Annotated in this window: 12 protein-coding genes; 6 read left to right on the top strand and 6 right to left on the bottom strand. The window is 66.3% G+C overall.

The features are described 5' to 3' along the window. Window positions 1-26: 26 nt before the first annotated feature. The gene (locus AC3WUF_RS16935; RefSeq protein ID WP_492427747.1) at window positions 27-1,853 is read right to left on the bottom strand and encodes a serine/threonine-protein kinase; all 1,827 of its coding nucleotides are present in this window, start codon (window positions 1,851-1,853) and stop codon (window positions 27-29) included. Window positions 1,854-2,021: 168 nt separating this feature from the next. On the opposite strand from AC3WUF_RS16935, the gene AC3WUF_RS16940 reads away from it, so the two are divergent. The 5 genes from AC3WUF_RS16940 (at window position 2,022) to AC3WUF_RS16960 (ending at window position 7,570) form a co-directional block, all read left to right on the top strand. Further along, a complete protein-coding gene (locus AC3WUF_RS16940) occupies window positions 2,022-3,845 on the top strand; it encodes an ABCB family ABC transporter ATP-binding protein/permease (protein ID WP_492427749.1) in 1,824 nt (607 codons plus the stop codon). 141 nt (window positions 3,846-3,986) lie between these two features. After that, the gene (locus tag AC3WUF_RS16945; protein ID WP_492427751.1) at window positions 3,987-4,838 is read left to right on the top strand and encodes a lysophospholipid acyltransferase family protein; all 852 of its coding nucleotides are present in this window, start codon (window positions 3,987-3,989) and stop codon (window positions 4,836-4,838) included. 10 nt (window positions 4,839-4,848) lie between these two features. Then, complete coding sequence (locus AC3WUF_RS16950) at window positions 4,849-5,808, top strand: SDR family oxidoreductase (protein WP_492427753.1); 960 nt, start codon at window positions 4,849-4,851, stop codon at window positions 5,806-5,808. A gap of 201 nt (window positions 5,809-6,009) precedes the next feature. Then, the gene (locus AC3WUF_RS16955; RefSeq protein WP_492427755.1) at window positions 6,010-6,519 is read left to right on the top strand and encodes a Dps family protein; all 510 of its coding nucleotides are present in this window, start codon (window positions 6,010-6,012) and stop codon (window positions 6,517-6,519) included. A 19-nt stretch (window positions 6,520-6,538) separates the two neighbouring features. Then, complete coding sequence (locus AC3WUF_RS16960; RefSeq protein WP_492428425.1) at window positions 6,539-7,570, top strand: oligopeptide/dipeptide ABC transporter ATP-binding protein; 1,032 nt, start codon at window positions 6,539-6,541, stop codon at window positions 7,568-7,570. A 30-nt stretch (window positions 7,571-7,600) separates the two neighbouring features. Here the strand turns inward: AC3WUF_RS16960 and AC3WUF_RS16965 are convergent, their stop codons facing one another. Continuing rightward, window positions 7,601-8,383 carry a M48 family metallopeptidase gene (locus AC3WUF_RS16965; protein WP_492427757.1) on the bottom strand — a complete coding sequence of 261 codons (783 nt, stop codon included), beginning with the start codon at window positions 8,381-8,383 and terminating at the stop codon, window positions 7,601-7,603. 282 nt (window positions 8,384-8,665) lie between these two features. Here AC3WUF_RS16965 and AC3WUF_RS16970 point away from each other — a divergent pair, with 282 nt between their 5' ends. Next, window positions 8,666-8,881 carry a cold-shock protein gene (locus AC3WUF_RS16970; protein WP_492427759.1) on the top strand — a complete coding sequence of 72 codons (216 nt, stop codon included), beginning with the start codon at window positions 8,666-8,668 and terminating at the stop codon, window positions 8,879-8,881. Window positions 8,882-8,942: 61 nt separating this feature from the next. On the opposite strand, the gene AC3WUF_RS16975 is transcribed toward AC3WUF_RS16970, so the two are convergent. From AC3WUF_RS16975 to pdxH, 4 genes are read right to left on the bottom strand one after another with little or no spacing between them, the layout of a single operon-like run. Then, the gene (locus AC3WUF_RS16975; protein ID WP_492427761.1) at window positions 8,943-9,749 is read right to left on the bottom strand and encodes an SDR family oxidoreductase; all 807 of its coding nucleotides are present in this window, start codon (window positions 9,747-9,749) and stop codon (window positions 8,943-8,945) included. A 29-nt stretch (window positions 9,750-9,778) separates the two neighbouring features. Continuing rightward, a complete protein-coding gene (locus AC3WUF_RS16980) occupies window positions 9,779-11,677 on the bottom strand; it encodes a M14 family zinc carboxypeptidase (RefSeq protein WP_492427763.1) in 1,899 nt (632 codons plus the stop codon). Next, on the bottom strand, window positions 11,665-12,708 hold the full coding sequence (locus AC3WUF_RS16985) for a hypothetical protein (RefSeq protein ID WP_492427765.1): 1,044 nt from the start codon (window positions 12,706-12,708) through the stop codon (window positions 11,665-11,667). The genes AC3WUF_RS16980 and AC3WUF_RS16985 overlap by 13 nt, the downstream gene beginning before the upstream one ends. After that, window positions 12,709-13,332: a pyridoxamine 5'-phosphate oxidase gene (pdxH, locus tag AC3WUF_RS16990; RefSeq protein ID WP_492427767.1), complete on the bottom strand. Its 624-nt coding sequence runs from the start codon at window positions 13,330-13,332 to the stop codon at window positions 12,709-12,711. Window positions 13,333-13,460: the final 128 nt, after the last annotated feature.

Raw genomic sequence — 13,460 nt, forward strand, 5'->3', positions numbered from 1 at the left:
GGTCTTTTCGTTGCAGCTCGCGCCGGCTAACCGATGACGCCGACGATGCAGCCGCCGACGTCGATGATGTAGCGCTTCGGCGTGCCGAAGTCGTCCATCAGCTCCGGTGTCTCGATGCTGCCGTCCGGAGATTTGTTCGCGCCGGGATACTTGGCCATGTCGGAGTAAGTGAATTCCCAGCCGGGGAACAGTGCCGAGACGTGGCGTTTGCAGGCGGCCTTTTCCTGCGCGAAACGCTTGGTGCGATCGATCGCCCTCTGGCTGGCGTCGTCGACCGGCACCGTCTTCGACTTGTTTGCCGCCGAGCTGCGTTTGGCTTCCAGTGCCGCCTTGCGCTTCTTCTCGGCTTCGATCTGTGCGGGTGTCGCAGGCTCGGTGGTCGCGGCCGCAGTGGCAGCCGCGGTTGCGACGGCAACGGTTTCCACGGCGGCAATCGGGCTGGTTGTCGCGATGGGCTCTGCGATCGGTTGTGACTCGGTCTTAGGCTCGTCTGCAGCCGCGACAAGCTCCGTCGATGCCGCGGCCGAATCATTGGCGGCCGGTGCCTCTTCGCCGTTGCCGCCGAGCAGCATCCAGGCCAGCGCTACGCCGACGACCAGCAATCCACCGCCGATGATGGCGAGCGGTGCCTTGCTTGAGCTGCGGTGCTGATCGAAGTTCGCGGTCGGCAGTGCCTTGGAAGCAGGAGCGACCGCCTTGGGCGCCGTCGAAACCCGCGACGGTGCACGCGGCGCGGCGGGCGGCGGTGTCGGTGCAGCAGGCGGCGGCGGGGGCGGCGGCGGCGGTGGAGGAGGTGGCGGCGGTGGCGGCGGTGGCGGCGATGCTACCGGCTTCGGTGGTTCCGGCGGTGGTGGTGGCGCTGCGGCGACGGCCGCGGCAATCGCCTCTTCAGGCAGCTGGCCGCTGCGCCGGCTGGCTTCGACGCGCTGACGCTCTTCTTCCTGAACCAGCTTCTGTGCAAATTCGCGTTCGCTGGTGACGATCGTCGGGTTGCTGCTGCTGGCCGGGCGCGGCGGCGGCGGCGGTGGTGGCGGCGAAGGCGGCGGCGCGACGTCGGTAAACGCGCGCAGCATCTTGAGCACTTCGTCGGCGGTTGCCGGGCGCTGCGCCGGGTCCTTGGCCATCAATGCATCGACCAGGCCCTGGAAGCGCGAGAACTGGGCCGGCAGGCGCGGGATCGGCTCGGTGACGTGCATGAAGATCAGCGCCAGCGAATCTTCGGCGAGGAACGGCAGCTTGCCGGTCAGCATCTCGTAGAAGATGACGCCAAGGCTGTAGATGTCGGCCCGGCCGTCGACGGTCTGGCCGCGCGCCTGTTCCGGGCTGATGTAGCGCGGCGTGCCGATCGAGACGCCGGTCGCGGTCATCTTGGAGTCCGACGACATCGCCTTGGCGATGCCGAAGTCGGTCAGGATCGCGCGCCCCTGCTCGTCGAACAGGATGTTCTCCGGCTTGACGTCGCGATGAACGAAACCGGCGTTGTGGGCATGGACGAAAGCGCCGGTGATCTCGCGCAGGATATCCAGCGCCTGGCCCGGATTGAGGCCCTTGTCGATGCGCGCGCGCAGATCGCCGCCGGTGAGCAGGCGCATCGCGCAGAAATGCAGATCGCTGGCGTGGTCGACCTCGAAGATCGTCACGATGTTGGCGTGGTTCAGCGAGGCCGCGGCGCGGACTTCCTTCTCGAAGCGGGCGACCGCCTTGGGGTCCCGCGCGAACTCCGGCGGCAGGACCTTGAGGGCGACACGCCGGCCGAGTTGCTGGTCTTCTGCCTCGTAGACATCCGCCATGCCGCCGGTGCCGAGCAGTCGCAGAATCTTGTACTTACCGAGCTCGGTTCCTGCAGTCAGCATGACGGCATCCTTGCGTTGATGAGCGGCTGTGTGCGGGCGCGCCGCTCACGTTCCCTGTCGAATATCGGCATGACAGCCACTGAAGGGGGGTACCGCCTCAATATACACTGACGCTCCGGTAGCTTCATGGCGCGGATCACAGTCCGCGCCCCACCTCCAACGCCAGACGTGCGCCCGCTCAGCCGCCCCTCCAGCCCCGAAGACAGCGAGTCCGCCGCGCCGGACTGGCGCGCCCTGCGCGCGTTGGTGCCGTATCTGCGGGAATTCCCGCTGCGGGTGGGAATTGCGGTCGCGGCCCTGGTGGCCGCCAAGCTGGCGGTGACGGCGTTGCCGATGCTCCTCAAGCGGCTGGTCGAGGCGCTCGACAAACAGGGCACCGCGGTCCTTGCGGTGCCGGTTGGTCTGCTGCTCGCCTACGGCGGCCTGCGCCTGGCCTCGGTGCTGCTGGCCGAACTGCGCGACGTCGTCTTCGGCCGCGTCAGCGAGCGCGCGATGCGCCGCGCGGCGCTGTCGGTGCTGCGCCACCTGCATCGCCTCGACCTCGACTTTCACTTGTCGCGCCGCACCGGCGGGCTGTCGCGCGACATCGAGCGCGGCATCTCCGGCATCAGCTTCCTGCTGCGCTTCATGCTGTTCAACATCCTGCCGACGCTGCTCGAACTGGGGCTGGTGACCGCGATCCTGCTGTTCAACTACGGCCCGGAGTTTGCGCTGGTGACCGCGTTCGCGGTTGCGGTCTATATCCTGTTCTCGGTGCTGACGACCGAATGGCGCACGCAGTTCGTGCGCAAGGCCAACCGGCTCGATTCCAATGCCGGCACGCGGGCGATCGACAGCCTGCTCAACTTCGAGACGGTCAAGCTGTTCGGCAACGAGCGCTACGAGGCCGAGCAGTACGACCGTGCGCTTGCCGAATGGGAGACCGCCCAGCAGCAGAACCGCGTGTCGCTCGCCGCGCTGAACACCGGCCAGGCACTGATCGTCGCCGCCAGCCTGACCTGGATGATGTTCATGGCGGCCGATGGCGTGACGCAAGGCACGATGACGCTTGGCGACTTCGTCGCGATCAACGCCTATCTGATCCAGCTGTTCATTCCGCTCAACCTGCTTGGCTTCGTCTACCGCGAGATCCGCCGGGCGCTGACCGACATGCAGCGCATGTTCACGCTGCTGGAAGTCGAGCCGCGGGTCGTCGACGGTCCGGCGACGCTGGTTCTGCAGCCGGGCAATGCCGATGTCGAGTTCGACAACGTGCAGTTCGGCTACGGGCCGGAGCGGCAGATCCTGCATGGTGTCAGCTTCCGCATACCGGCCGGGCGCAAGGTCGCCGTCGTCGGCGCCAGCGGGGCCGGCAAATCGACGCTGGCACGCCTGCTGTTCCGCTTCTACGACCCGGATGCCGGCGCGATCCGCATCGCCGGCCAGGACCTGCGCAGCCTGAGCCAGGACAGCCTGCGGGCGCAGATCGGCGTCGTCCCGCAGGACACGGTGCTGTTCAACGACACCCTGGAATACAACATCGCCTATGGCCGGCCCGGTGCGAGTCCGCAGGAAGTGCGGGAGGCCGCGCGGCTGGCTCATCTGGACGGCTTCATCGAGCGCCTGCCGGGCGGTTACGCAACGCCGGTCGGCGAGCGCGGGCTGAAGCTGTCCGGCGGCGAGAAGCAGCGCGTCGCGATCGCCCGGGCGCTGCTGAAGAATCCGCCGCTGATGATCTTCGACGAGGCCACCTCGTCGCTGGACTCGCGGTCGGAACGGGCCATTCTGGATGCGCTGCGCGAGGTTGCGGCCCGGCGTACGACGCTGGTGATCGCCCACCGGCTGTCGACCGTCGTCGACGCCGACGAGATCATCGTCCTCGAACACGGCACGGTCGTCGAACGCGGCCACCATGCCGAACTGGTGCGTCGCGACGGCCCCTATGCACGCTTATGGCGCCTGCAGCAGCGCGAGAGTGAGTCTGCCTCAACGGAATCAGGTGCATCGGCCTGAACTGAAACGGTGCACACTGGCTTCACGATGGCGCGGATTTCGCATACCGTTGCAGTCGGAGCCTTCCGGGGCTTTCCGCAAACCTCCACGCATTCACCGTACTCACCGACCTTTCGGGGCGCCGCCTGCGGCGACGACATCATGCTGACGCTAGCCTCACTGAAGAATCTGTCCCAGGTCGGCCCTGGTGACGCGCTGTATCAACGCGTGGTGACGCCGGAACTGGACGAGCTGTTTGCGCGCATCCCCAAGCCGGTCGGCAGTTTCGGCTACGACCCCTGGGGCTATAACGAGAACACCGCCAAGTTCACGCTGGGCATCATGAAGATGCTCTACGACAAGTATTTCCGGGTCACGGCCAACGGGCTGGAGAACATTCCGGAAAGCGGCCGGGTGCTGATCATCGCCAACCACTCCGGGCAGCTGCCGATGGACGGCGTGCTGATCGGCACCGCGCTGGCGACCAACCCGCACGGACCGCGCTTTGCGCGCGCGATGATCGAGCGCTTCTTCCCGCAGGTGCCGTGGCTCGGCAACTGGCTGAACTCGGTCGGCGCGGTGATCGGCGATCCGATCAACTGCGCGAAGATGCTCGACCGCGACGAAGTGATCATCGTGTTCCCGGAAGGCGTACGCGGCTCCGGCAAGCCTTATCGCATGCGCTACCAGCTGCAGCGCTTCGGCAACGGCTTCCTGCACCTGGCGCTGCAGCACAACACGCCGATCGTGCCGGTCGGCGTCGTCGGCTGCGAGGAGACGATGCCTTCGCTGGCGAGCATCACGCCGCTGGCGAAGCTGCTGGGCATTCCGTATGTGCCGATCGCACCGCCGCTGCCGTTGCCGGCCCGCGTGTACCTGAATTTCGGCGAGCCGATCCAGTACAGCTGCAATGCCGACAGCGAGGACGAAGTCACCGCGCGCGTCGAAGAGGTCAAGGAACGCATCCGCGAGCTGATCGATCTGGGCCTCCAGCAACGCACGTCGATTTTCTGAGCGCACACGAATGAGCAAGACCAGCACAGACAAGAAAACCGTCCTCGTTACGGGTGCCGCGGGGTCATTGGCGCGGCGGGTGATTGCGCGACTGCACGGCCAGTACAACGTTGTCGCGGTCGATTTCCGCCGCAAGGTCGAGACCGACGCCGGCATTCCGTCGTACAAGGTCGACACCTACAAGCGCGGCTTTGAAGACGTATTCCGCAATCACCGCATCGATGCGGTGATCCACATCGGCCGCATCTTCACGCACGAGTCGGATCGCCAGCGGCGCTACAACGCCAATGTGCTCGGCACCAAGAAGCTGCTCGACCTGTGCCGCAAGTACGCAGTCAAGCAGGTGATCATCCACTCGACGTATTTCGTCTACGGCGCGTCGGCCTACAACCCGGCGCTGCTCGACGAGGATGCGCCGCTGAAGGCCAGCGAGGTCACGCAGGATCTGGTCGATTCGGTCGAGGTCGAAAGCCTCGCGCAGATCTACATGTGGAAATACCCGGAACTGCACATCACCATCCTGCGCCCCTGCAACGTGCTCGGTCCGGGCGTGCAGAACACGATGGCGCTGCTGCTGTCGCGGCCGCTGGCGCCGGTGCTGGTCGGCTTCTCGCCGCTGATGCAGTTCCTGCATGTCGACGACATGGCGGACGCGATGATGCTGGCCTTCGAAGGCAATCAGCCGGGCATCTACAACGTCGCGCCGGACGACTGGGTCGCCTATCAGGTCGCGCTGCAGCAAAGCGGCTGCCGGCGCCTGCCGGTCATGAGCATCCCGCCAATGCTGCCGAAGCTGATCAGCAGCGCGCTTAACTGGAACGCCTTCTTCCCGCCGTACCTGATCAATTACTTCAAGTACCCGGTGATCATCGACGGCAGCCTGTTCCGCAAGACTTTCAACTGGAAGCCGAAGCGCAGCATGAACGACATCTTCAGCTTCTATCGCAAGACCAAGCTGCTGACCGACTGAAGACCCGATGCGCGGTGCCCGTAGCCCGGGTGAAACCCGGGATGCAGGTTCGCGGCGAGCGCGGCTCCCCGGATTGCATCCGGGCTACGTTCCCAGCATAGCCTTGTTGCATCGGAGCAACAGCGAAGATTCATTGGGCAGACGGTGCGCCAGTGCATACACTGTGCGCATCCCCTAGCACCCGTTGACCAGGAGACCCCCGTGGCCAAGAACAAGAGCAAATCCCCCAAGGCAGCCGCCGGCGAAGGCATCGATATCGGCATCAGCAAGGACGCCCGCAAGGCGATCGCCGATGGCCTGTGCCATCTGCTGGCCGACGAATACACGCTCTACCTGAAGACCCATAACTTCCACTGGAACGTTACGGGTCCGATGTTCAACACGCTGCACCTGATGTTCGAGACGCACTACACCGAGGCGGCACTGGCGGTCGATCTGGTCGCGGAACGCATCCGTGCGCTGGGCTTCCCGGCGCCCGGCACGTACAAGCAGTACGCGGCGCTGTCGTCGATCAAGGAAACCGACGGCGTGCCGGCCGCCGACACGATGATCCGCGAGCTGGTCAAGGGTCACGAAGCCTGCGTGCGTACTGCGCGCAAGGTCTTTGCGACCGTCGACAAGGCCAGCGACGAGCCGAGTGCGGATCTGCTGACGCAGCGCATGCAGGTGCACGAAAAGACCGCATGGATGTTGCGCAGCCTGCTCGAGTAAGGCGGCCGCTTTGAGCACGATGCCGCCCGCGGCGAAGAGCGAAGCCTTGCTGGCCGTGCGCCAGCTCAAGGTCCAGCATCGGCTGCGCGCGGCGCATCCGTTCGCGCAGCCGCAGCTGCTGCGCGCGGTCGACGAAGTCCATCTGAACCTGCGCGCCGGCGAAACCCTCGGTCTGGTCGGCGAGTCGGGTTCCGGCAAGTCGACCTTGGCGCGGGCGCTGCTCGGCGTGCACGAGATCGCCGCCGGCTCCATCCGTTTCGATGGCCGCGAGTTGGCCGGTCTGGATCGCAAGGCCTGGCAGCCGCTGCGCCGCGAAATCCAGATGGTGTTCCAGGATCCGCTCGGCAGCCTCGACCCGCGCATGCGCGTCGAGGACATCGTTGCCGAGCCGCTGGAGTTCCTGTGTCCGGAGCTGGATGTAATCGCCCGCCGCGCACGCGTCACCGCGATGTTGACGCGCGTCGGGATCGATCAGAGCCTGTGGCGGCATCGTCCGCGCGAACTGTCGGGCGGTCAGTGTCAGCGTGTCGGCATTGCGCGCGCATTGGTCGTCCGCCCGCGGGTGCTGATCTGCGACGAAGCGGTATCCGCACTCGACGTGTCGGTGCAGCAGCAGATCCTGAACCTGCTGAAATCACTGCAGGCCGAGACCGGCATGGCGATGCTGTTCATCTCGCACGATCTGAGCGTCATCCGCCAGATCTGCGACCGCGTCGTTGTCATGTACTTCGGCCGCATCATGGAACAGGCCGATGCCGTGCGCTTGTTCAGCGATCCGCGCCACCCCTACACGAAGGCGCTGCTCGCCTCGGTGCCCGGTGCGGATCCAGCCTTGCGTGCGCAGCTGTTGCGCGACGGCCCGGCACCCGATGTCAGCATCCCCGCCACCGGCTGCCTGTTCACTACGCGCTGTCCGATGGCCGATCACGAGTGCAACCGTCGCGTGCCGCATGTGCACAGCCTGCGCGACGGCGGCGCGGTCGCCTGTCACTACATCGCCGAAGCCTGGGTGCCGCCGCAGCGCCCAGCCTCACACCCTCAGGCGGCCTAGGGAAGACGGAAAGTTCTATCCGGAGTTGCCCTAGGCCCGGCAAGCCGGCTTCTTGCCAGCCGCACGCGCCTGGTCGTACAGCGGCTTCACCTTCGCCTCATTGCGCTGCAGCGCGCCGATGCGGGTGCTGTCGGACGGATGGGTCGACAGGAATTCCGGTGGCTTCTCGGAGCCGCGCGCCTGCATCGAAACCCACAGCTGAGCCGCCTGCGCGGGATCGAAGCCGGCGCGCGCCATGTACTGCTGGCCGAGGATGTCGGCTTCGCTTTCGTCGCCGCGCGAGTAAGGCAGCAGGATGCCAACCATCACCGCCTTGGCGCCCATGTCGACGGCCTGGGCCGGTGCGCCGAGGATCTGTGCCAGCGCGCCACCGTACTGCGTCGCCATCTGATTCGACGCGCGTGCTGCCGAATGGCCGGCGATGACGTGTGCGACTTCATGGCCGATGACGGCGGCGAGCTGATCCTGGTTCGCGGTGACTTTCAGCAGGCCGGTGTAGACGCCGATCTTGCCGCCCGGCAGTGCAAAGGCGTTGACGTCCTTCGATTCGAAAACCTGGACTTCCCAGGTGCCGCCGATCTCGTTGGTGATGCTGCGCGCCACGCACTGCACATAGGCATTGGTCTGTGCGCTCTGGGTGACCGGCGTCTTCTGCTTGAGTTCCTGAAACGCGGCCGCGCCCATCTCCGCCATCTGCGAGCTGGAAACGAGGTTCAGCTGGGTGCGCCCGGTTGGTGAGGTCGCGCAGGCGGCTACGCCGACCAGGGCGGCCAACGAGAATGCGGTCATGCCGCGACGCGCAAATGGTTTCATCGAAAAGCTCCTGATCGGGGGCTGCTGCCGGCGGATTGCGATGCGCGAATCATAGTGGAAGTGCGCCTGAATACCCTGTGAACTGCCGGGCCTCTCCGTCGATCGCGGACCCCGGCGATGTATTGGTCCGGTAATGCACGAGCGCGCTATTTTCTCGCCCGGCATTTTCTCGGTAAAGTTCAGCACGGGTGAAAGCCCAGGGGATGCAGCGATCGGTTGGGAGACCGCGCGCTGCTAGGACTTGAGGACGGCTGCTACGTCAGATTCGGAAGGTTTTACGGTATGGCAAATCGCGAAACAGGAACGGTGAAGTGGTTCGACAATGCCAAGGGCTTTGGCTTCATCCAGCGTGCTGCAGGCCAGGATGATGTATTCGTCCACTTTCGTCAGATCGTCGGTGAGGGCTACAAGACCCTGCAGGAAGGACAGCAGGTCCAGTTCAGTATCGTGCAGGGCCAGAAAGGGCTGCAGGCCGAGCAGGTGGCCGTTGTCGTTTGAACGCTTCGGGAAATGAAAAAGGCCGGGATCATCCCGGCCTTTTTCATTTGACGGCCCGGCATCAACCGCCCATCAGCTTCTTCATGCCGGCGCTCGATACACTGGTGCCGCCGAGCGACCAGCCGCCGTCGACCGGAATCACGGTTCCGGTGACATAGCTGGCCATCGGGCTGGCGAGCCACAGGCAGCAGTTCGCAATGTCGTCCTTGGTGCCGAAGCGTTTCATCGGCACCGAGTCGGCGACGATCTGTGTGGTTTCCGCATTCGGCGCGAGGCGCTTCATGCCTTCGGTATCGCTGATCGGGCCCGGCACCACCGAGTTGATGCGCACGCCCTGCGGACCCCATTCGATCGCGCCGACGCGGGTGATCATGTCGACGCCGGCTTTCGCCGCGCAGACATGCATCTGGAATTCCATCGGGTTGTAGGCTTGCGGCGCCGAGATGTTGATGATGCTCGCGCCCGGTTTGCGCAGCAGGTCGAAGCCGGCGCGCAGCACATGGAAAGTGCCGAGCAGATCGATCTCGACAACGGCACGAAAGCCATTCGACGAAATGCCCAGGGCCGGCGCCGGGAAGTTGCCGGCGGCGCCGGAAACCAGCACGTCGATGGGGCCGTGCTGCGCGTGCGCGGCTTTCAGCGCGGCTTCGGTCAGCGCGTAGTCGCGGACATCGACGGCGACGCCGAACGCTGCACCGCCGTGGGCCTTGAGCGCGGCGACGGCCGCATCGACCTTGTCCTGCGAGCGCGACGCCACGCTGAGTTTCGCGCCCTGACGCGCGAAGGCATGGGCGATGCCCAGATTGATGCCGCTGGTGCCGCCGGCGACGAAGACATGCTTGCCGCTGAAATCGAACATCGAATCCATGAGTGCTCCGGGGTGATGAGGCGTAGCGACTACCCGGTCGTCATGCGCTGCCGGCGGAATGCGAGCATCAGTGCCAGCAACAGCAGGGTCGGATCGACACTGCCGCCGCCACCGCCGCCCTCTCCTCCGCCACCGCTGTCGACAATGCGCTGCTGTCGATCGCTGCCACCGGTGTCGCTGTTGTCGTTGCCGCGATCATCCTCGTAGCGCCGCCAGCCGGCCGACCAGTCGAGCACCGTAGCCGGATCGCTGTCCAAGGCCTGGCCGGACAGATCCTGCGCGGTGACCTTGAGGTTGACGAGCCTCGCGCCGTCCAGAGCAACGCTGGCCGGCAGGCGGAAGTCGATCGCGTAAGCATCATCCTTGTAACGCAGGCGCCCATCCGGCGCACCACCCGCGCCGGACAGCCAGCCCTGCTCGCTGGTGGCCAGCGCGCTGCTGAACGACGCGCCGCTCGCGGACTCGCCTTCGACGGCGATCTGCGGCGCCAGCGGTGCCGTCTGTCCGCGGAACGCGACGACGTTGCCGGCGTCGTTGCGCGCGCGCATTGGTTTGCTGAAGCCCAGCCAAAGCCGGTAGTCGGTTCCGGCCTGCAGCGGCTGTTGCGCGTCGACCTGCAGCCTGCGCGCGGCGCCGTTGCGCTGCCACTGCGCGGCATAGACGATCTCGCCGTTGTCGACCCGGCGAATCTGCGCGGCAAGCAATACCGGCGGGCCGGACATGCGGTACAGCCCGAGGCTGTAGGCATCGGCCAGTTCGCGCCGCACGCGATCGATCTGGCTGGCCGGCAGGATGAAGCCGCTATGGCCGTAGCCGAAGCCGCCGTACTCGGCGCTGCTGCTGACCGGTTCGATCTCCAGCGTGTAGGCCGGAATCTGGTCGGCATTGCCGAAGTACTCGTCGGTGCTGCCGATGCCGACATCCGGTGGCGTCGGGTCGTAGGGATAGCGACCGACCGCGCCTGCGGTCGCTGCGCTCATCCGTTCGGCCAGCGTGCGCGTGATCGCGTCGCGCCGGGCATTGCCGCTGTCGGCGCCGAACAGCACGCGACCGAAGGAATGCGTATCGGAAAAGAAACGCAGACGCTCGCGCGGGCCGAGCTCGGCGGCGGCGTACAGCGCCTGGATCTCCGGTTCGGAGCCGCGCGAGCTGCCGTGATAAAGCAGATCGGCGGGGTTGTCGCTGTTGCCGTTGCCGGAATCGAAGAACTTCGAATCGTTGTTGCGGTTGAGGTCGACGCCCAGCATGCCGTCGGCCACGCAGCCGCCTTGGCTCGCGGGACAGAGAACCTCGTCGACATCGCGCATGTTCTTGCGACGCAGGCGTCCGTCGCGCGGGTAATTCCTGTACTCGACCGGTTCGCTGGTCTGATTCTGCGGCTGCGGATCGCCGGCGTACTCGGTCTGCAGGGTCTGCGTCGGATAGCGCTGCGTCTGCAGGAAGCCGTCGACATTCAGCACCGGGACGACGATCAGATTCAGATTGTCGAGCAGGTAGCGATAAAAGCCGCCGTCGTTGCGTTGGGCGGCGAAGCGCTCGACCAGTCCGGTCACGACTTCGGGGCTCGCCCATTCGCGCGCGTGGATCGTGCCATTGATCAGCGCGGCGGGTTCAGCAAAACCTTCGACCGTCAGCGCGTCGTCGTCGCCGATGCGATAGGCGGTGATCGGCCGCTCGCGCACGGTCTCGCCGACCGTCACCGCGGCGATGTCTTCGCTCAGCGACAGCGCCGCGAGGCGATCCTCCAGTGCCGCATAGCTGCGGAAACCGGCGACCGCAGTCAGCGAATCGACCGGCAGCGGCACCGGATAGCCGAGCGGCACTTCGTTGGCCTGCTTCGAGGTATTGGTCAGCGTCAGGACCTGCGCCGATGCGCTGCCCACGACCGCGCACAGCATCGCGAAGGACCAGTATTTCAGCGCAACCATCGGCTGATCTCCTGGCGCAGTGCGGCGTCGTGGCGGGCATCGGCGGCAAAACGCTCGAGCGCGGCATCCGCTGCGGCGCTGTTGCTGGCGCGCAGGCCGAGCAGCGCATGGCGCAGCGCCGGTGCATCGGCATCGCGCTCGACGATGGTGGCCAAGGCCGCAATGGCGGTCGCATCCTCGCTGCGCCCGAGCGCGACCGCGCTGGAATCTCCGGCGCCGTCGCCCAGCGACGACAGCAGATAGTCGCGGGCCGCCGGCAGCTGGCTTACCAGCGGTGCAAGCTCCAGCCGCGCCGCGGAGACATAGTCGGCATCGATGCCGGCGGCGCTCAGCGTTTCCAGCGCCGCGGCGGGCGACAGCACCCGTGGGATGTCGGCAATCAGGGTCAGGCCGACGGCCTCCGCCGGTTGCCGCAATGCATCCAGCGCGAGCTGCGGTTCGGCAAGCCGCAGGAACAGCGCGCGCAGGTTGTCCGGCGTCGCGGCAATGTTGTTGCGCAGCTGCTCAAGCTCGACGGACGTTGCCGTGCCGATCACTTCGGCCAGGGCCTGAGTGTTGGTCGCGCCGGCGAGTGCCGCGATGTCTGCGATCGCCAACGCCTTGCGCAGCCCGGCGACATCGGTGCGCAATTGCCAGTGCGTCAGAGCCGCACGTGCCGCTCCTGCAATCTCGAAGGCCGGCGTCCGACGGTGACGTTGTTCGACATCGACCGGATCGGTGAGTGTCTGCGACGAGTAATCGAGCAGGGCCGCGACCGCCGCGCGTGTGGCTGCGGTCGGCGCAGTGACCGTACGCAGCAACTGCAGGCTGGCCATCATCTGCGCTTCGCTGCGCAGCGGGTCGGCGACGCTGCGCCATTGCGCCTGCTGCAGGGCCCCGCTCAGCGCGTACTCGTCAGCAAGCTGCTTGGCCTGGACCGCCGCGCTGCGCGAAGCGGCTTCGACTTCGGCGCGCGGCACGTAGCCGGCGGCAACGCTGCCGCTTGCCGTAGCGAGCAGCAGACCGGCGAGCCATGCGCGCGGCGGCTTCAATCAGGGCTCCAGGCGCTGGACATGCCATGCCTGGCCGTCGCGCACGTACTGCAGGCGATCGTGCAGGCGACCATTGCGGCCCTGCCAGAACTCGACCGCGCGTGGCGTCACGCGATAGCCGCCCCAGAAGTCCGGGTAGGGCACGTCGTCGCCGGCAAGGCGGGCGATGTTGTCGTCGTAACGCTGGTCGAGCGCTTCACGGCTTTCGACGACGGCGCTCTGCCGCGAGGTGATCGCACCGATCTGCGACTCGCGCGGCCGGCGGTAGAAGTACTGACGCGACTTCTCGACCGGCAGTCGCTCGGTGGTCCCTTCGATACGGACCTGGCGTTCCATGATGTCCCACCAGAACACCAGAGCCACCTGATTGTTGTGCGCCAGCTCGCGGCCCTTGCGGCCGTCGTAGTTGGTGAAAAAGGTCAGGCCGCCGCCATCGAAGCCCTTGAACAGCACGATGCGCGCGGAAGGTCTGCCTTCGCCGTCGACGGTCGCGAGCGTCATGGCCGTCGGTTCATGCAGGCCCGCGCCTTGCGCATCGCCGATCCAGCGGTCGAGCTGGGCCAGCGGATCGGCTGCGAGATCGGCTTCCAGCAGGGGCGGATTCTTCAGGTATTGCTGCGACATGGCGGATTGCGGCCTTCTGCGGGACAGCGATGGCCCATTGTCGCGCCGGACCGGCGCAATGTCGAAGCATGCGCAAGCCGAGGCAGACAGAGCCGTTTAAAGGGGCGGCCAGCGGTGCGGACTGCCGG

It is taken from the genome of Fontimonas sp. FW305-C-3, from assembly GCF_058783185.1.